Source organism: Legionella pelazae (genome assembly GCF_052527395.1).
In genome coordinates, this window is the sequence record NZ_JBNVZS010000007.1 from 1 (window position 1) to 18,798 (window position 18,798).

Here is an 18,798-nt window from a genome sequence, read left to right on the forward strand (position 1 = left end):
TTTAGACATGGTCAAAGAGCTAAAGCTAAGTGCTTTTCAATCACTTAAAACATTAGGCAATACGTTATTTAAATGGCGGGAAGAAATCGTTAGAATGTGGCGCTTTACTAAAAATAACGGCATCACTGAAGGCTTCCATCGTAAGATGAAGCTCATTCAACAGCGTGCTTATGGCTTTAGAAATTTTGAAAATTATAGGTTAAGAGTTAAAGTTTTGTGTTCTTGATTAATGCCCCCTAAAATGGGGAAGACCCAATTTTAATAGGAGCCATATAAAATATGGCTCCCCGGGACGGGCTCGAACCGCCGACCTAATGATTAACAGTCATCCGCTCTACCGACTGAGCTACCGGGGAATGAGGCGGAATCTTAAATCGATTCCGCTTGTGGGTCAATAGTATTATAACGTATTTTAAATTTTTTTTACTTTTGACAAAATTGCTGCAAACGATCCATGGCCTTTTGTAGCATTTCTAAACTGGTTGCAAAAGACAACCGGATACAACCTTCATTACCGAAGGCAGATCCTGGTACTAATGCCACACCTTGCTCTTGTAATAATTTTTCTGCAAACTCTATATCATTAGTAAAGCCTCTTCTCGTGATAATTTCTTGCACATTAGGAAAAATATAGAAAGTACCATCAGCAGGAATAACTTCAATCCCACTCATATTATAAAGTCGATCAACAACATAATCATGGCGTTTTTTAAACGCTAAAACCATCTCCTGTACGGTTTCCAGACCACCATTTAGGGCAGCAACTGCTGCTCGTTGCGCAATAGAGCAGGGATTAGAGGTTGCCTGAGATTGAATAGTTTTCATCGCATTGATAAGAGACGCAGGTCCTGCAGCATAGCCAATGCGCCAACCGGTCATTGCATAAGCTTTAGAAACACCATTAAGAACGATGGTACGCTCATAAAGCTCAGGACATACATTTAAGATATTAGCAAAAGGTTGTGACCACATAATATGTTCATACATATCATCTGTAGCAATAAGGACTTGCGGATGCTTTTGCAAAATCTCAGCAAGTGCTTGTAATTCGGCTATACTATAAGCTACGCCAGATGGGTTAGAAGGACTATTTAGGAATAACAGCTTAGTTTTAGGGGTGATTGCCTCTTTGAGCTGATTAGGTGTAATTTTATAGCGATTTGTTGGCGTAGACGGTATAATAACGGGTGTACCACCAGCTAATAAAACGATATCAGGGTAAGATACCCAATAAGGCGCCGGAATAATAACTTCATCACCGTCATTAATAAGAGCTTGGCAAAGATTATAAATACTCTGCTTACCGCCGACGGAAACAAGGATCTGATTTAACTGATAATCAAGACCGTTATCTCGCTTAAATTTATCGCGAATAGCTTGTTTTAATTCAGGTATACCATCAACTGCTGTGTATTTAGTAAACCCAGCAGCAATAGCAGCAACGGCAGCTTCTTTAATATGCTTTGGTGTATCAAAATCTGGCTCGCCTGTTCCTAAATTAACAATATCAAGCCCTTGAGCTTGCATTTGAGTGGCTTTTGCTGCTACAGCTAAGGTAGGGGATGGTTTTACTTGCTGCACACGATTAGCTAGTGCAATGTACATATTAAAGCTCCTGTTTAAATTGATTTTTGCAGTTTTAAATCAAATTAGGTTATTGTTGAAATGAAAAATGTATTTAAAATTTATTCGAATTATAAACCAGCAGGTGATCAGCCTACAGCGATTAACTCCTTAATTGATGGTCTAAAATCGGGCTTAGCTCGCCAAATCCTTTTAGGTGTAACCGGCTCAGGTAAGACGTTTACGATTGCCCATGTTATCCAAGCAATGAAACGACCCACTTTGATCATGGCGCCTAATAAAACATTAGCAGCGCAACTTTATGGTGAATTTAAAGCGTTTTTTCCTGATAATGCCGTAGAATACTTTGTATCTTATTATGATTATTATCAGCCCGAAGCTTATGTTCCCTCCTCTGATATGTTTATTGAAAAGGATGCCTCTATCAATGAGCATATTGAACAAATGCGCTTATCAGCCACAAAGGCTTTAATTGAACGCAAAGATGCAATCATTGTTGCTACTGTTTCAGCCATTTATGGTTTAGGCGATCCTGATTCTTATTTGCGTATGTTATTACATCTATCCCGTGGAGAACAATGTGACCAGCGTAAAATTTTACGGCGCCTTGCTGAAATGCAATACACCCGTAATCTGCATTTCTTAGAGCGAGGTCAATTTAGAGTCAATGGCGATGTCATTGATGTATTTCCTGCTGACGCTGAAAAAGAAGCTATTCGTATTGAATTATTTGATGATTATGTAGAAAATTTAGCAAGCTTTGATCCACTAACAGGCGAGGTAATTCAACGTTTACCCCGCGTTACCGTATTTCCGAAAACCCATTATGTAACCCCGCGCGATAAATTATTGCAAACAGTTGAATTGGTAAAAGAAGAATTACGTGAGTGTGTTAATCAATTTACCGCGCAAAATAAGTTGGTAGAGGCACAACGGCTGCAACAGCGTACTTGTTTTGATATCGAAATGATGTTGGAACTTGGCTATTGTTCGGGCATAGAAAATTACTCTCGCTACTTATCAGGACGACAACAAGGTGAGGCACCACCTACTCTTTTTGATTACTTGCCGCCAGAGGCCTTATTAATTATTGATGAGTCGCATGTGACAGTGCCGCAGATTGGCGGTATGTATCGAGGCGATCGTTCGCGTAAAGAAACCTTAGTTAATTACGGATTCCGTCTTCCTTCAGCATTGGATAATAGGCCACTACGTTTTGAAGAATTTGAGGCGCGCTCACCCCAAACTATTTATGTTTCTGCAACCCCAGGCCCTTATGAAATGCAGTATGCTGATAATGTAGCTGAACAGGTGGTAAGGCCTACAGGGCTTGTTGATCCAGAAGTTATAATCCGGCCTGTACAAAATCAGGTTGATGACTTGCTTTCTGAAATCAATCTTGTCGTTAAACAAGGTTATCGCGTTTTAGTTACAACGTTAACTAAACGCATGGCTGAGGATTTAACTGATTATTTAAGCGAGCATGGTGTAAAAGTACGTTATTTGCATGCTGATATTGATACAGTTGAACGTGTCGAGATTATTCGTGACCTACGTTTAGGTGAATTTGATGTTTTAGTTGGTATTAATTTACTACGGGAAGGCCTAGATATGCCCGAAGTAGCTTTGGTCGCTATTTTAGATGCTGATAAGGAAGGTTTTCTGCGTTCTGATCGGTCATTAATTCAAACTATTGGTCGTGCCGCTCGTAATATTAAAGGACGTGCTATTTTATATGCTGATCGAATTACAGGGTCAATCCAGCGTGCCCTGGATGAGACAAAAAGGCGCCGTGATAAACAAATTGTTTTTAATCTTCTGCATGGTATTACGCCTCAAGGTATTAATAAAGCCGTTCAAGACATTATGGAGGGCGCTTATAGCGGTGGCAAGCGTAAAAATCAAGTTGCTGAGCGTCAGCCAGCTTATAAATCTTTGACACCCGAGCAATTAGCTAAACAAATAAAGCAACTTGAAAAACAAATGTATGCGCATGCAAAAAATATGGAATTTGAGTTAGCAGCAAAAGTACGAGATCAATTATTAGCTTACAAAGATCAATTAAAGAATTTTGATAGTTAGGTAGCCGACAGCATGAGATTTGAACCCTTAGGTTCAGGTGGGTAGCGGATGAGTTAGTTCAGGCTTCCCACTCCAAGGTGGGCTTGCTCAACGCTAACTGCAGGATGCTTCCCTAGATATGTGCATTGGTTCATAAATCTAGCTACTGTCGGTTAAATGGAGTATAGCACCGACTTAAACACATGACCATTAAATCAACAGTTAAAAAATAGAAAAGAAGTGCGCATTTTATTATACCTTAGAGCAAAATAAATTATAGTGATTTGAACGTTTTTAAATCACTTAACTTGATTGTAAACTGTAAAAATGCACTTCAATCTGTTTTTGCTTCAACAAAAGGATTCCCATTGACCACTTGATTTATTTTATTTTCCAAGGAATTGATAAATTGAGTGACTTGATGTCTTTGCTGCTCCTGCTGTTTCTGGCAGGCAATAAGCTCATGGCTTATATGTAGAGAAGCCAAAACTAAATTTTGAAAATCATCTAGCTGTTTGAATTTTTTTTTATTCTGTACTAATTGCTCATTTAGCTTAGCTGCAGCCAGCTGTAGATTATCAACTTCATTTTCAGGGCATTTAATATCATAGGTTTTATTTAATAATTTTATCGTACAAGTTTTTGACGTTGTCATATTTTTTCGCCTTAAGCTGTTTACCATAAGCACCTTAGCGCAGTTATTTTTAATTCATTAAGCAAGTTATTATTAATACAATAATTCTAGCTACATCGCCGGATCCCGCGGACAGGCTGCAAAATATCACGTAGAGAAACAGTCTATTAGCCTTTTTTCAATTTTTGTCCTGTACTGAGAGCAAATGCTATTCTTTAAATAGTAACAATTTTGGCTTGTTCCGACAATTAAGCTATTATTAGTCATTTATTTTAAGAGTATCAATATGTCAGCAGAGACTAATCTTGCTCGTTTGCCCACTTATCAAGAATTTGTTAATAAAGTAGCAATTCTTTCTTTACCCATATCAAGTAGTGAATTGCATGGTATTATCTGTGGTTATCTTTGTGCTGGCGCAACTCAAAAGGCTGAGAGTTATCTGCAAGCTTTAATCCTACAAAATAAAAAAGATGAATTTACCCGCGCAGCTGCTATGGCAATTTTTGATACTTATACAATAACCCAGCAACAGATTACAAACCTTGATTTTACCTTTCAACTACTTTTACCTGATGAGGAATCCCCACTGATAGATAGAGCTCAGGCTTTTAGTCAATGGTGTGAAGGCTTTACCCAAGGCATTACTTTATCTGGCGTTAATTATGAACTTCTTGATGAAGAGGATTCACGTGAAGCATTACAGTATATCGTTGAATTTGCCCAACTCGATTATGATAGTGTTGATGTTAGTGAAGAGGATGAAAAAGCACTAGTGGAGATTAGTGAATATACTCGTATGGCTGTCTTGCGCTTGAGTGAAGATTTGCATAATCTGCATTTTACAGATGAAAGCGCCAAACATTGAAGGAATTTTAATGATAACTCAAGAGGAATATCAACAACGTCGATACAAACTTACCCAGCAACTGCCTGAAGGTGCTGTGGCTATTATTGCATCCGCTCAAGAAATTTTTCGTAATGGCGATACACATTATCGCTTTCGGCAAGCCAGTAATTTTTACTATCTTACGGGATTTAATGAGCCTAACGCCATGCTAATTTTGTTTGCAGGTCAACCTGGTAAGAGTTATCTGTTTAATCAATCCCGCCATCCAGAAGAAGAGCAATGGACTGGAAAACGATTAGGTCAAGATGGGGCCTGTCAATACTTAAATATGGATGAAGCATTTCCTATAGAGACTTTTAAAGCCAAATTACCAGAGCTAATAGCTAACAAAACTTCTCTCTATTATGAAATCGGCCATAACAAAATCTTAGACGGTATGATTATACATGCTATAAAGGAATTAAAAACGCAAGTTAGACGCGGTATAAAGCCGCCAAATGGTTTATATGATATTGAACCTTTAATTAGTGAGATGCGCTTATTTAAAAGTGATGCTGAAATTACTGTCATGCAGAAAGCTGCTGAAATTTCTATTGCTGCTCATAAACGAGCTATGCAAGTTTGCTGCCTATTAGAAAATGAATATCAACTTGAAGCAGAATTACTTTATGAATTTACTCGTCAAGGTTCCCATAGCGTAGCTTATGTGCCTATTGTAGGAAGTGGTGCAAATACGTGTGTCTTGCACTATACCCAAAATAATCAGTCTCTCAAATCGGGTGATTTAGTTTTAATTGATGCAGGTTGTGAATTTGAAAATTATGCTTCAGATATTACGCGAACATTTCCAATTAATGGACGATTTAGTGAACCCCAACGAGCAATTTATGAATTAGTGTTAAAAGCACAGAAAGCTGGCATTGCCTGTATTAAACCAGGTATAGCTTGGCCAACAATTCAAGAAACAATGGTTGCTATTTTAACAGAAGGACTATGTAACTTAGGCATCTTACACGGTAATGTAAAAACATTAATCGCTGAAGGTGCCTATAAGCAATTTTATATGCATAATTCAGGGCATTGGTTAGGCTTAGATGTTCATGATAGTGGTTCATATAAAGTGGATAATGAATGGCGCTTATTGGAGCCTGGCATAGTATTAACTGTTGAGCCTGGCCTTTATATTAGCGCTAATCTTCCTAATGTTGATAAAAAATGGTGGAATATTGGCGTTAGAATTGAAGATGATATTTTAGTAACTAAAACTGGCCATTATAACTTAACTGGCGCGCTTCCCGTTGACATCAGCGATATTGAGGCATTAATGCGTGAATGAAAAACAAGTTGATATTTTAATTATTGGTGGTGGGCTTGCTGGTGCTGCATTACACATAGCCTTAACTAATAAAGGCTTTGACTGTTTACTCATTGAAGCCTCGCCTTTTTCAGACAAAGTTCAACCTAACTTTGATGCTCGTACGCTTGCATTATCACCTGCTAGTATGCACATATTACAAACACTTAAAATCTGGCCACTTCTTGAGCAAGAAGTAACCCCTATTCATAAAATTTATATTTCTGAGCAAGGACGTTTCGGTAAAGCTCAATTAAACCGCAAAGATAATCAGCCTTTAGGTTATGTTATTGAAATGCAACATATTAATCAGGCCTTTTACCAAGTGATAAAACACAGTTCTGTTTTTGCACCAGCAGAATTAATGAGTCTTAATAAATCAACTCCGACAGTCACAATTCATTACAATAATGAACAATTATTAATTAAGGCAAAGCTTATTGTTGCAGCAGATGGCTCCCAATCAAAAATACGGCAACTGGCGGATCTTGAACAGGAAATTAAAATTAAAGACTATTTACAACAAGCTATTGTGTCTAATATTGGTTTAGCCCGTCCTCATACAAATGATGCTTATGAGCGCTTTACTCAATCTGGGCCATTAGCTTTATTGCCTATTACCAAACAGCGTATGTCAATGGTCTGGGCATTAAATCCTAATGAAGCCAGTCGCATTAGCAATCTTACTGATTCTGCATTTTTAACCCATTTACAACAAGTTTTTGGCTATAAACTAGGACGATTTAAAAAAGTAGGTCAGCGAGTACTTTATCCCTTAAAACAAGTTATTATGCCTAATACTATTGTGTGGCCCTTAGTTTTTATTGGCAATGCCGCCCACACACTACATCCGGTAGCTGGCCAAGGTTTTAACTTAAGTTTACGAGATATAGCAGCTTTAGCTCAATGTATTGTTCAATATGGATTAACTTCTGAGATGTTGGCCAAGTATCAAGCCATGCGTCAATACGACCAGCAAATTATTACCCGAGCAACTAATGACCTTGTCGAGCTATTTACGTCTAAATTACCTGGGCTAGGCTTTTTACGTAGCGTTGGTTTATCCGTATTTGACAATAGTAATCTGTTAAAGAAGCTTCTTACACATCATGCACGTGGTTTTGCAGGAACTGTTCCTGATTTAGTATGTGGTATTGATTTATAACCTGGGGGTAGAATGAAGTCACATCAATTTGATGTCATTGTCGCTGGCGGAGGCGTTATTGGTTTGACTGCTGCTCTAGCTATGGCACAACGTAATTTTTCAGTAGCTCTCCTTGACGCAGGCGATTTAGAAATAAAATCATTAGCAAAATCAGATTTACGTGTTTATGCCATTAATCACGCTTCACAACATTTACTTAAACAATTAGGCACTTGGGAATTAATTGATCAAACGCGAGTTTCACCTTATCAGCATATGTATGTCTGGGATGCAGCCACATTAGCTTATATTGAGTTTGATGCGCGTCTAATTGCTAGCCCTAATTTAGGAACTATTATAGAAGAAACTGCTATTAAAAATGCACTATTACAGCGCTTAGCTATAGAGCAAATGGTAACTTTATTTCCTAGGCATAAAATTACGCAAGTAAATAGCAAATCACAACTGATTACGCTTACAAGTAATGAGGAAATATGGCAAAGCAAATTACTATTAGTGACTGATGGCGCCAATTCACCTATTCGTAAGATGCTAGGAGCTCGTGTTACAAGCTGGCCTTACCACCAACATGCCTTAGTTACAACAGTACAAACCGAGAAACCACATCAACAGACAGCCTATCAAGTATTTAATCCAGATGGCCCGCTCGCCTTTTTACCTTTAATTGATAAAAATTTATGTTCTATTGTTTGGTCAACAACGCCACAGCACGTTAATCAATTAATAGCTTTAGAAAATGATACTTTTAACGAAATACTTAGCAAAGCGTTTGCTTATAAATTAGGACAGGTGAATGTTGTTAGCGAGCGGCATCAATTCCCACTAATTATGCGTCATGCCAAGCAATATGTAGGTAAAAACTGGCTATTATTAGGCGATGCTGCGCATACCATTCATCCTTTAGCTGGCTTAGGATTAAATGTAGGTTTAGCAGACATTACTACTTGGTTAAATTATCTAGATAAAAGTACCAGTAAAAACTTCTCGGCCAAAATATTAACTGCTTATCAGAGACAGAGAAAATACGCTGTGTGGCAAGTCATTGCGTTAATGGGTGGATTAAAAACCTTATTTGCAAATCCTCTACCGCCAATCGCTACCCTTCGTCAAGTTGGCTTAACCTTTTGTAATCAGTTTACACCTCTAAAAAGGTTATTTATTGAGCAAGCAGTTGGCCAATCTTTGAACTAACTGCAACGTCGATAATGTATTAATAAAATGCCAAGGAAACTCCTTGGCTTAAATAATAGTCCGTTATTCTTGGCGTTTCATTGCTTCAAAGAATTCGGCATTCGTTTTATGATTTTTCATTCTCTCGAGCAAGAATTCAATGGCATCACACTCATCCATAGATTGGAGAATCTTGCGTAAAATCCATGTACGTTGTAACTCTTCAGGGCTTAATAAGAGATCTTCACGACGCGTTCCTGAACGATTAATATTAATTGCAGGGAAAACACGACGCTCAGCAATATTACGGCTTAAATGAATTTCCATATTACCCGTACCCTTAAATTCTTCGTAAATAACCTCGTCCATTTTAGAGCCGGTATCAACTAGAGCCGTAGCAATAATTGTTAAGCTGCCACCTTCTTCAATATTACGTGCAGCACCGTAAAGTCGTTTTGGTCTTTGTAAAGCATTAGCATCGACACCACCTGTTAAGACCTTACCTGATGAGGGAATAACAGTATTATAAGCCCGCGCTAAACGAGTTATAGAATCAAGTAAAATGACAACATCACGTTTATGTTCAACTAAGCGTTTCGCTTTTTCAATAACCATTTCTGCCACTTGAACATGTCGATTAGCAGGCTCATCAAACGTACTGGCAACAACTTCACCTTTAACAGAGCGCTGCATTTCAGTGACCTCTTCTGGGCGCTCGTCAATCAACAATACAATTAAGTGACAATCCGGATAACTCTTTTCAATAGAATGTGCTAAATTTTGTAGCATTAATGTTTTACCAGCTTTTGGTGGTGAAACAATTAATCCCCGTTGGCCACGGCCAAAAGGAGCGCACAAGTCAACTACACGGGCGGTTAAATCCTCGGAGCTGCCATTACCTTGCTCCATAACTAAGCGTTGATTTGCAAAAAGAGGCGTTAAATTTTCAAATAATATTTTGCGTTTTGTACTGTCTGGTGCATCAAAATTTATTTGATCAACTTTTAATAAAGCAAAATAACGTTCATTATCTTTTGGCGGGCGAATTTTGCCATAAACTGTATCACCGGTTCTAAGCCCAAAGCGGCGGATTTGACTAGGCGATACATAAGTATCATCAGGGCCAGCTAAGTACGAGTCGTCTTCAGAACGTAAAAAACCAAAACCATCAGGTAATACTTCTAAAACACCTCCACCTAGAATGTCCTCACCTTTACTAGCGTGTGCTTTTAGAATTGCAAATAAAATATCTTGTTTACGTTTGCTGGAAGTATTTTCAACTCCCATTTCCTGAGCTATGTTAACAAGATCGGCAATAGGTAATTGCTTAAGTTCTCTAAGATTCATACTACTCACTTGATGTATTGTCTGTTTAAACGAAATGGGATTCCGAGATAATTTAATTAGGAAGATCAACGTGGAAAGTTGTCGTCAACAGGCTTCATTGCCAATGCTAGTTACCAAATGTATTGGCCTATTTAGCAGGAATATCAATAAAGAGGTAACTTGAAATTGCCGACCTGTTGGAAACGGCCACATATTTAGCCTAACACAGCTTTTAAATTAGATCCAGTTATTTACATTACTTTTCTATTTTATATAGAAAAATTTGTCGAATCCGCATAAATAAGCAATTTTTTCATAAGTAACACAATAATTAGTTAAGCTAATTGAAATTGGTTCGCTCAAGCAGCTTGACATAAGCAGTCCAAGATACATTGCATCATGTTGTTTCTTTAGAAAAAAGAGAAATTTCTAAACTTACTTAAAGAAAAACTTGATTCAGAGCAGTATTTTTTTAGAGAAAATTCTTTAGAAAATAAATCTATTTCAGCTAAAGATTTTAACAAAGTAAACTCGTTAAATTTGTATGGGAGGTTCAGATTAACAATTATTTTTATCCCCTTTTCCCTTACTAAATAAGTGTAAATTGCTGACAACTAAGTTCTAAAGGCGTTTGATAAAAATGACACAAACATAAACGAAAGAGATTTGCTCGCTTAGATAAACCGTGATTGCAATAATTAATGACCTGCTCGTAAACTGCTTGTTTAAAAGCATCCATATCAACAGGGCTACCATTTAAATTATCAATACTAAATTGAAATTGATAACCAGTCGCCACTGATAAAATCCACTCAAGCGCTTGTGGTTTAACTTCAACTTGCTGAAAGAGCGCTTGTTCTTCAGGTGTACGGCCGTCTGGGATATACCAATAACCGTAATCTATTAATTTTCGCCGCGCTTTGCCTGCAATTAACCAATGAGCGCATTCATGTAGAGCACTACTAAAAAATCCATGTGCAAAATAAATGGCATGAAAAGAACGATTTTTATCAGCAGGGAGATAAAGAGGTTCATCAATACCCTTTACCAATTGTGTATTATACTTTTGTGCGAAACACGTATTAAAAAGTGTAATTAAATCTTGATAATGGTGCTCTTTAGCATTCAATGTTGTCTATCACCTTAAATTAAAACTAAATATAATTTTAAATTCTTTATTAAAGAATTAAAATTTCAATAACTAAGTTAATTTACTGTTTAGATGGCTACCGCAGGATAACCTACGGTAGAATGACAAACTAAAGTACTACTTTTGTATTTATTAATTTTTGGTTAATACTAATGTTTTTCGTGCGCCTAGAGCAGTTGGTAACTTAATATTACTAACCTTTTCATAAAATTTGGTAAATAAAATAGGAAATACGCCATTACCAGTCACGTTTGCAGCGGTCCCAAACGGATCACATAGCAAATAGATGGCCGTAATTAACCCAGTCATTTCATTTGAAAATCCTAAATGCGCTTCTAAAATAGGCGCTACTACAATAATAACGCCTCCAGGTACTGCAGCAACTGCATACTTTGCTAGTGCTGTATAAAATGCAAAGATAATAAAGGTTTGTAAGGAAGGTAATGGTAGATGAAAGGTTGATAGAGTGGCTAGAGCCAAAATAGGTATACCAATAGCACTACCAATGGTGTGAATATTAATGATGGCAGGTACAAGCATCCTAGCTTTCTCGACATTAAGATTTTTCTCTGTTGACAACAATAAAACTGGCATTGCTGCAGCGCTAGAAATTGTACTTAGGCCTGTTAAAGTAGCTGGTAAAATATTTTTTAAATAGAAAAGAAATTGCTTAAGTCTACCTTGGCTAGCTATAAGATACCAAAAACCTAAATAAAGCCATTGGGTGGCTATAATTAAAATCAGTATTGGACCGTATAGATGCAAAGAAGTATGTAAAACTTGCTCATACTCCAATTTAAATAAAAATCCTAAAATAAACACAGGTAATAATGGAATAAATATCTTCTTTAAGAAGTTGTTGGCTATTTTATTTAATACTATTCCCATTTGCCTAGACCAAGATGTTGGCCAAAGTGAAAAGAAAATACCTGTGAAAAATCCAATTATAAGTGCAATATCATTAGGAACTAGCTTTTTTAAGTGTAGCTGCCAGGCCGGTAATAATTGAGTAGCTGTTGTTGTAGCTTGAGCTTTAAAATGAAAAAGATCAAGCCCTACACATCCGGCAGAATATCCAACCAGTAAAGCCGTAAAATTTGAGATAAATACACAAGTAATTAATAAACAGACGAAAAAGACTGCACCCTTTTGTAGATTAGCCAGACAAGAAAAAACGAAACTAAAAATAATAAAGGGCATGAAAAATTCAAGTATCGTCTTCATACTTAGACTAAGCGCATAACTGATTGATTTAATTTCGGTTGGGATATATTGGCCAGCCAACAGTGGAAATGAAATCACAACCAGCAACACACAAAGTAATTTAAATTTCTTTAAGTCAAAAAGCATGTTACTCCTTTAATTCAGCGTTAACAAAGTGCGTAAAAACTACACGGATGTTTAATCTGCGTCAATTAAAAATTAACCTTTACTTATACATTAGCATTATTTTTAGAGCATAATTATTTACAGAAAATCAAGAAAATTAGAATTTAATCTATTGAAATTAAATAAAATAAGTGAGGAATCTTATAGATAGATTGATAAATTATTCCCGTCTTAATTTAAACGGGAACAATTCAATTGACTAAACGATTAACTATTGCTTTCAATAAACGCACTTAATTGCGACTTAGATAAAAGTCCCATTTTAACTGCTTCAACTTGACCATTCTTAAAAAGAATAAGAGTCGGTATACTCATAACGCCATATTGGGAAGGCATTCTAGGGTTTTCATCAATATTTAGTTTAGCAAAGGTAACGTTTTCACTATGATTGGCAGCGACTTCTTCTAATATTGGTGTCAAAGCACGGCAAGGTCCACACCATTCTGCCCAAAAATCAACGAGAACAGGTTTGCTTGATTTAAGAACCTCTTGATCAAAGTTTGCATCTGTAACAGTTTTAATATTATCACTCATAAGAAAGACCTCGCTAAATTAAAGTTGCTGTTAACCATTATAGATCACCACAAACCGCTTGCAACACACTTAATGCAACAATTGCTGCAGTTTCCGTACGCAGAATGCGAGGACCTAAACTTATTGGAAGAAATTGCTGATTAATAAGGCAATTTAGCTCAGTGGCACTTAATCCACCTTCAGGCCCAATAATAAGCCCAATCTCAGCTATTTTTTGCTCTAAGCTTTTTAAGCTTTGACTGGCGTCAGGCGTAAGGACAAGATTTAGCTTAGGTAAGGGCTGCCTTAAATATTGTTGCAGAGAAATAATGGGGTTAATTTTAGGTATTTTATTTCTTCCCGACTGCTCACAAGCAGCAATAGCGATTGCTTGCCACTGTAGGCGTTTCTTTTCAAACCGTCCTGAATCAACTTTTACTGCACAATGTTCGGTAACAAGCGGAGTAATGCTTGCTACGCCTAACTCAACAGCTTTTTGCACCACTACTTCCATACGCTCTCCTTTAGAAACAGCTTGAGCCAGGTGAATTGAGCAGGGGGATTCACGATTGACTTCCTGACTAGATAAAATTTTCACCACAACTTTTTTCTTATGGACACTTACAATTTCAGCATTAAATTCGTGATTATTACCACAGAATAAAGTTAAACGTTCATCTGGCTGCATACGTAAGACAACACCCACGTGCTGGCCTGCTTCACTACTTAGTTCAATCTGCTGACCTATATCATATTCACCAGCTTGATAAATGCGTATTTTTCTCACACGTTAACCTACTTAATAATGCTATTGAAAATGAAGTCATTAAATGTAATCCCTTTTCTTCATTAATCTTAATTATTTAATAATTTTAATGGATTTATAGTTATCATCTGTTAATAGAGAGATATGTTGCCTAATATTACTGACTATTTTATCAGCACAAGGCTTAACTAACGATTCGATATCAATCCAATATTCCTTCTCTTGTCCTAAGCAAACTGTTCTAGCTCGCCACATGACAGACTTATATAGTTTAGGTAGATGGTGGATAGCCCACATAGCTGCATCGGGTTTCGAGCGAATTGTATCGGTTTTTACCATACACCAAATACGGGCTAAGGTTAACAAAACATTTCTTGTATCATGATTAAGATCAGCAATTAAAATATCTAAGGCTTCTAAACTAGCTCTAATAATATCTGAATAAGGGATAAAAGGTAGTAATTGAGTTGGATGAGGCCCAAGCAACGTTGTACTGGCTAATAGAACTTGTGTAATAATTAAAGCTAAATCAGGCATTTCTTTTGTTAGCCAGGGCTCATTATTACCAGATTCAAACTCTTCTCGTAACCATTCACCATATTGAAAATCAAAAAGGGGTGGATAGCGCCATGGATTCACGTCAGATTTTACAACAATCGTTATCTCAATAGAGCGCTTGGTGCTTTTTAGATAAATACCTGAGATTTTCAGTAATTCGGTAATTAATTTGGCTTTATTTACCGCAGTAGTAGAACGGCTTGCAACAACAAATAAATCAATATCGCTATATTTCTGTAAGCCACCAACGATAGCCGACCCATATAAATAGACACCTAAAAGATGTTCTTTAAATACATTTTCAAGCGTATCAATACACTGCTTAACTTGTTCTGCTGCAAGATTATCGAGCGTCATGATCACAATTTATCTTCTACCTATTTTAAGTTGATATTTAACTAAGCTACTCACAAGTAAGCTTATATTAATATAATTTAACCCAACCATCATGATGTTTGTTTTAAATTGAATTTGTTTAGTTTAATTAATAAAGATTAATTTTTATGTTCGTATAGCCTTGTACACTCAGCTTTAGACAAGGCGCAAGTGATTGAGGCGAAGGCATGTATAGGGAATACATGACTGAAGCTGCGTGAACTTGCAACGCTGTATAAAGATTAGTAGACGAAGCTATAATTATAATTAAAATACCTATTTGACAAATTAAGGCTTACCCATTACCTTGAGCCCACTTATTGTCATTCTTAAATGGCGCTAAAACAAAAGCTCTGCAAAGCGCCAATGCTTTATGGGAGAATTAATTATATGAACACCACCCGTTTAGAATCCGATAGTATGGGCGAGATTGCTGTCCCCTCTGATCGCTACTGGGGAGCACAAACTGAACGATCACTTCATCACTTTAATATTGGTCGTGATATTATGCCTATAGAAGTGATTCATGCCTTTGGCATTTTAAAAAAAGCAGCAGCACTTACCAATGTTGACTTAGGAAAACTGTCTGCAGATAAAGCCAAACTGATTATTCAAGCAGCAGAAGAAGTCAGCCAAGGTCTGCTAGATGAGCATTTTCCTCTTCACGTTTGGCAAACGGGAAGTGGGACTCAGTCCAATATGAATGTCAATGAAGTTATTGCAAATCGAGCAATTGAATTAGCAGGGGGAGTTTTAGGTAGTAAAACACCTATTCATCCAAATGATATGGTTAATATGTCACAATCTTCTAATGATACATTTCCAACCGCCATGCATATCGCAGCAGCCCTAGCTGTTTATCATAATTTATTACCAGAAGTCCGCCGCCTACGCGATGCCTTAGCTCACAAGCAAGAGGAGTTTAAGGATATTGTAAAAATTGGCCGCACTCATTTACAAGATGCAGTCCCACTTACTCTAGGCCAAGAATTTTCTGGTTACGTTGCTCAATTAAATGACTGTCTGCACTGGATTGAAAATGTTTTACCTCAGTTATTCGAACTAGCCATTGGAGGCACAGCAGTAGGAACAGGACTTAATACTCATCCGGAATTTGCCACTAAAGTTGCAGCTCATATTGCAACTATCACAGGTCTTCCCTTTATTTCTGCACCTAATAAATTTGCGGCTTTAGCATCTCACGAGCCTCTTGTTGTAGCGCATAGTACGTTAAAAACGCTTGCCTGTGCATTAATGAAAATAGCCAATGATGTTCGCTGGCTTGGCTCAGGTCCGCGCTGTGGTATTGGTGAATTAATTTTACCAGAAAATGAACCTGGCTCTTCTATTATGCCAGGCAAAGTCAATCCCACCCAATGTGAAGCGATGACCATGGTCTGTGCGCAAGTACTTGGTAATGATACTGCCGTTGGTATTGCAGGTAGCCAAGGTAATTTCGAACTCAATGTCTTTAAACCAGTCATTATTTTTAATTTCTTACATTCTGTAAACCTTTTAGAAGGTACTTGCCGATCGTTTAGAGAATTTTGTATAGAAGGGCTGGCTGCTAATCAGGACAAAATTAATTATTATCTACAAAACTCTTTAATGTTGGTTACCGCTTTAAATCAGCATATTGGTTATGATAAAGCTGCAAAAATTGCAAAAACCGCTCATCATGAGAATATTTCCTTACTCGATGCAGCTGTAAAACTTGGCTTTCTGACTGCAGAACAATTTAAAGAATATGTTAAACCTGAGGAAATGATAGCGCCACGTTAAAAAATTTATATATCTTAGGTGTGAGTAGGTTAAGAAAAACTTAACCTAATCGATTATTCTATTAAGCTCTACTTTGTTTTAATTCATGTAAGTAATAACTTATTCGCTCAACATTATTACTAAAAATCCACTCTATATCTCGATTTAATTCACGATATAAGCAATTTCTTGAATCGATAAATCCTACCCCTACTTGCTGACGCGCTTTACGTAAATTATTAATTTGTGCTTGTCTTAACAATAAGTAATGTGGCAGAACGCCGCCGTATCCCTTTTGTATGCTTAAATTGCAGAAATGAGCAACATTATTATGCAGAGGAACTAATAAGAGAGACTCTTTGGGAAAAGTGCGGTCAATTAGACTAAATATAGATTCATTTAAAGCAAGCAAATGATAATCTTGAATCGGCGTAAGCGGTTCTAACGTTTGAACAAGCGATTCTACCTCAAAAAAAGGTGCTTTTATTTCAATAAACAAATGCATTTTTTTACCGTACTTCTCAATTACTTCCGTAAGCGTCGGTACTAAAGGCACTTCTTGCCTAAGTTCATTTAAGGTTAAAGTACTAATTGTTAAATTCTTATTCCATAATCGCCTTAAGTTAGGATCATGATTAACAATGAATTTTTGATCAGCTGTTGCTCGTACATCAAATTCGATCCCCCAACAACCAAGGGCAAGTGCTTTCGCAAAAGCAGCATCTGTATTTTCTAGACAAGATTGTTTATGATTATGTGCACCACGATGTGCAATTAATCTTGCCTTATTAATTATATCAGTCTGTGGCTTAGGTTGTGGTTTACAAGCAAAGTAAGTATCAATACCTTTACTAAGCCAGTCAAGCAGTATCATAAATTATTCCAATAATACATGTTATATATTTAGCTTATTTATTATAAATACACTCTTTAAAATAAGATATGCTATTTAGCGTTCCAGCTTTTAGATTAATCTCTATTATTTAGTTCAGAACTATTTATTCAGAACTATACTTTAAAAAGGTTAGAATAGCGGTTGACAGCTTTATTGATCTTCAGTAATTTACGCTGCATAAATGCCGAGGTGGTGGAATTGGTAGACACGCTAGCTTCAGGTGCTAGTGGAGGCAACTCCGTGGAGGTTCGAGTCCTCTTCTCGGTACCAACTTATTTCTAATTATCTTTAGATCCCTCTTAGCGTCATAAAGAGCCTTTATCTCTTTTATACTTAACTCATGTTATTTTACCTAAAGCTTGCCCATACTGAATGGTATCACCTGCTTTAAGCGTATCAAGCCAGTGTATTTGTTGACCATTGGCAAACAGTAGTACGACTGTTGAGCCTAACTTAAAGTAGCCCATCTCATCCCCTTTATTGAGTATTTTAGGACTATTGCGATAATCAAAATGCTGCTCCCTTTTAGCACGCGAAAGTTCTCCATGCCAACTTGTTCCAATAGCGCCAACAATGGTCGCGCCAACTAAAACCATGGCCATTAAACCTACTTCTGTATCGTAAAATGTCACAAGCCTTTCATTACGAGCAAACAGCTTAGGGACTACTCGTGCCGTTGTTGGCTGCACAGAGAATAACTTGCCTGGAATATAAACCATATTAAGTAGCGTTGCTGTTAATGGCATATGCACGCGATGATAATCTCTAGGTGACAGATATAAAGTAGCAAAACGCCCTGCAATAAACTTATCACTTAAATCCTTATCACAAGCTAAAAATTCATCAACCGTATAATAACGACCTTTAGCTTGTAATATTTGGCCTTTATTAATTTCACCAAGCTCACTTATCACACCATCAACAGGTGAAACAATATCAGCTGCTGCTAATGGTCTTTTTTCAGGTTTTAATTGCCGAATAAAGAAATCATTAAAGCAGGCATAATTAAGGGGATTTTCTTCACAAGCATCACTCATAACTATATCGTATTTCTGCACAAAACGACGGATTAAGTGATTTTTAACTACAGGAATTTTTACGCCAGCAAGCAGGCCGGCAAAATTAGTTAAAGCATGCTTTGGTGTAAAATATTGAGGTAGAGTTTTTAAATAATCAGTAAGCATAATAAACATCAATTAAAGTATAAAGCATCATAACGGAAAAAAAAGCACTTTGTCATGTTTTATAGA

Annotated in this window: 17 protein-coding genes, 2 tRNA genes and 1 other RNA gene; 8 read left to right on the plus strand and 12 right to left on the minus strand. The window is 36.9% G+C overall.

What is annotated here, in order from left to right; all coding sequences use genetic code 11:
- Positions 1-226: transposase (locus ACQUW5_RS08625; protein ID WP_444990838.1), on the plus strand; the 226-nt coding region annotated here is incomplete at its 5' end.
- 54 nt (positions 227-280) lie between these two features.
- Here ACQUW5_RS08625 and ACQUW5_RS08630 read toward each other — a convergent pair.
- Together ACQUW5_RS08630 and ACQUW5_RS08635 are read right to left on the minus strand one after the other, a co-directional pair.
- Positions 281-356: transfer RNA gene (locus tag ACQUW5_RS08630), tRNA-Asn, on the minus strand.
- A gap of 67 nt (positions 357-423) precedes the next feature.
- Entirely contained in the window at positions 424-1,605 is a 1,182-nt protein-coding gene (locus ACQUW5_RS08635; RefSeq protein WP_444990839.1) for a pyridoxal phosphate-dependent aminotransferase, read from the minus strand.
- A gap of 60 nt (positions 1,606-1,665) precedes the next feature.
- Between ACQUW5_RS08635 and uvrB the strand changes: the two genes are divergently transcribed.
- Positions 1,666-3,666 (plus strand): excinuclease ABC subunit UvrB, encoded by a 2,001-nt coding sequence (gene uvrB / locus ACQUW5_RS08640; protein WP_444990840.1) that lies wholly within the window; start codon positions 1,666-1,668, stop codon positions 3,664-3,666.
- Here uvrB and ssrS read toward each other — a convergent pair.
- Positions 3,665-3,823: non-coding RNA, 6S RNA (gene ssrS, locus ACQUW5_RS08645), on the minus strand. The two genes, uvrB and ssrS, sit on opposite strands and share 2 nt — an antisense overlap.
- 156 nt (positions 3,824-3,979) lie before the next feature.
- Positions 3,980-4,300: a cell division protein ZapA gene (locus ACQUW5_RS08650; protein WP_444990841.1), complete on the minus strand. Its 321-nt coding sequence runs from the start codon at positions 4,298-4,300 to the stop codon at positions 3,980-3,982.
- A 265-nt stretch (positions 4,301-4,565) separates the two neighbouring features.
- Here ACQUW5_RS08650 and ACQUW5_RS08655 point away from each other — a divergent pair, with 265 nt between their 5' ends.
- From ACQUW5_RS08655 to ACQUW5_RS08670, 4 genes are read left to right on the plus strand one after another with little or no spacing between them, the layout of a single operon-like run.
- Positions 4,566-5,144 (plus strand): UPF0149 family protein, encoded by a 579-nt coding sequence (locus ACQUW5_RS08655; RefSeq protein WP_444990842.1) that lies wholly within the window; start codon positions 4,566-4,568, stop codon positions 5,142-5,144.
- Between the two features lie 10 nt (positions 5,145-5,154).
- Positions 5,155-6,462: a Xaa-Pro aminopeptidase gene (pepP, locus tag ACQUW5_RS08660; protein ID WP_444990843.1), complete on the plus strand. Its 1,308-nt coding sequence runs from the start codon at positions 5,155-5,157 to the stop codon at positions 6,460-6,462.
- Positions 6,455-7,645 carry an FAD-dependent monooxygenase gene (locus ACQUW5_RS08665; RefSeq protein WP_444990844.1) on the plus strand — a complete coding sequence of 397 codons (1,191 nt, stop codon included), beginning with the start codon at positions 6,455-6,457 and terminating at the stop codon, positions 7,643-7,645. Before pepP ends, ACQUW5_RS08665 begins: the two co-directional genes overlap by 8 nt.
- A gap of 12 nt (positions 7,646-7,657) precedes the next feature.
- Entirely contained in the window at positions 7,658-8,836 is a 1,179-nt protein-coding gene (locus tag ACQUW5_RS08670) for an FAD-dependent monooxygenase (RefSeq protein ID WP_444990845.1), read from the plus strand.
- 63 nt (positions 8,837-8,899) lie between these two features.
- On the opposite strand, the gene rho is transcribed toward ACQUW5_RS08670, so the two are convergent.
- From rho to ACQUW5_RS08700, 6 genes are all read right to left on the minus strand, one after another.
- Positions 8,900-10,162 carry a transcription termination factor Rho gene (rho, locus tag ACQUW5_RS08675; protein ID WP_131781985.1) on the minus strand — a complete coding sequence of 421 codons (1,263 nt, stop codon included), beginning with the start codon at positions 10,160-10,162 and terminating at the stop codon, positions 8,900-8,902.
- Positions 10,163-10,730: 568 nt separating this feature from the next.
- Complete coding sequence (locus tag ACQUW5_RS08680; protein WP_444990846.1) at positions 10,731-11,270, minus strand: elongation factor P hydroxylase; 540 nt, start codon at positions 11,268-11,270, stop codon at positions 10,731-10,733.
- A 153-nt stretch (positions 11,271-11,423) separates the two neighbouring features.
- Complete coding sequence (locus ACQUW5_RS08685) at positions 11,424-12,641, minus strand: cation:dicarboxylate symporter family transporter (RefSeq protein WP_444990847.1); 1,218 nt, start codon at positions 12,639-12,641, stop codon at positions 11,424-11,426.
- Between the two features lie 246 nt (positions 12,642-12,887).
- Positions 12,888-13,214, minus strand: coding sequence for a thioredoxin (gene trxA / locus ACQUW5_RS08690; RefSeq protein WP_444990848.1), 327 nt, complete (start codon positions 13,212-13,214; stop codon positions 12,888-12,890).
- A 37-nt stretch (positions 13,215-13,251) separates the two neighbouring features.
- Positions 13,252-13,980 (minus strand): 16S rRNA (uracil(1498)-N(3))-methyltransferase, encoded by a 729-nt coding sequence (locus ACQUW5_RS08695; RefSeq protein WP_444990849.1) that lies wholly within the window; start codon positions 13,978-13,980, stop codon positions 13,252-13,254.
- A gap of 72 nt (positions 13,981-14,052) precedes the next feature.
- Entirely contained in the window at positions 14,053-14,874 is an 822-nt protein-coding gene (locus ACQUW5_RS08700; protein WP_444990850.1) for an aminoglycoside adenylyltransferase family protein, read from the minus strand.
- A gap of 408 nt (positions 14,875-15,282) precedes the next feature.
- Here ACQUW5_RS08700 and fumC point away from each other — a divergent pair, with 408 nt between their 5' ends.
- Positions 15,283-16,674, plus strand: a complete 1,392-nt coding sequence (gene fumC, locus ACQUW5_RS08705) for a class II fumarate hydratase (RefSeq protein ID WP_444990851.1) — start codon at positions 15,283-15,285, stop codon at positions 16,672-16,674.
- A gap of 61 nt (positions 16,675-16,735) precedes the next feature.
- Here the strand turns inward: fumC and ACQUW5_RS08710 are convergent, their stop codons facing one another.
- Positions 16,736-17,524, minus strand: coding sequence for a glycerophosphodiester phosphodiesterase (locus ACQUW5_RS08710; protein ID WP_444990968.1), 789 nt, complete (start codon positions 17,522-17,524; stop codon positions 16,736-16,738).
- A gap of 207 nt (positions 17,525-17,731) precedes the next feature.
- Here ACQUW5_RS08710 and ACQUW5_RS08715 point away from each other — a divergent pair.
- Positions 17,732-17,818, plus strand: a tRNA-Leu gene (locus ACQUW5_RS08715).
- A 68-nt stretch (positions 17,819-17,886) separates the two neighbouring features.
- Here ACQUW5_RS08715 and asd read toward each other — a convergent pair.
- On the minus strand, positions 17,887-18,732 hold the full coding sequence (gene asd / locus ACQUW5_RS08720) for an archaetidylserine decarboxylase (protein WP_444990852.1): 846 nt from the start codon (positions 18,730-18,732) through the stop codon (positions 17,887-17,889).
- Positions 18,733-18,798: the final 66 nt, after the last annotated feature.

Coding starts and splice junctions, on each gene's coding strand:
- ACQUW5_RS08655 (WP_444990842.1), top strand. CDS start 4,566: ATGTCAGCAGAGACTAATCTTGCTCGTTTGCCCACTTATCAAGAATTT.
- asd (WP_444990852.1), bottom strand. CDS start 18,732: ATGCTTACTGATTATTTAAAAACTCTACCTCAATATTTTACACCAAAG.
- pepP (WP_444990843.1), top strand. CDS start 5,155: ATGATAACTCAAGAGGAATATCAACAACGTCGATACAAACTTACCCAG.
- uvrB (WP_444990840.1), top strand. CDS start 1,666: ATGAAAAATGTATTTAAAATTTATTCGAATTATAAACCAGCAGGTGAT.
- ACQUW5_RS08635 (WP_444990839.1), bottom strand. CDS start 1,605: ATGTACATTGCACTAGCTAATCGTGTGCAGCAAGTAAAACCATCCCCT.
- ACQUW5_RS08685 (WP_444990847.1), bottom strand. CDS start 12,641: ATGCTTTTTGACTTAAAGAAATTTAAATTACTTTGTGTGTTGCTGGTT.
- rho (WP_131781985.1), bottom strand. CDS start 10,162: ATGAATCTTAGAGAACTTAAGCAATTACCTATTGCCGATCTTGTTAAC.
- trxA (WP_444990848.1), bottom strand. CDS start 13,214: ATGAGTGATAATATTAAAACTGTTACAGATGCAAACTTTGATCAAGAG.
- ACQUW5_RS08650 (WP_444990841.1), bottom strand. CDS start 4,300: ATGACAACGTCAAAAACTTGTACGATAAAATTATTAAATAAAACCTAT.
- fumC (WP_444990851.1), top strand. CDS start 15,283: ATGAACACCACCCGTTTAGAATCCGATAGTATGGGCGAGATTGCTGTC.
- ACQUW5_RS08700 (WP_444990850.1), bottom strand. CDS start 14,874: ATGACGCTCGATAATCTTGCAGCAGAACAAGTTAAGCAGTGTATTGAT.
- ACQUW5_RS08670 (WP_444990845.1), top strand. CDS start 7,658: ATGAAGTCACATCAATTTGATGTCATTGTCGCTGGCGGAGGCGTTATT.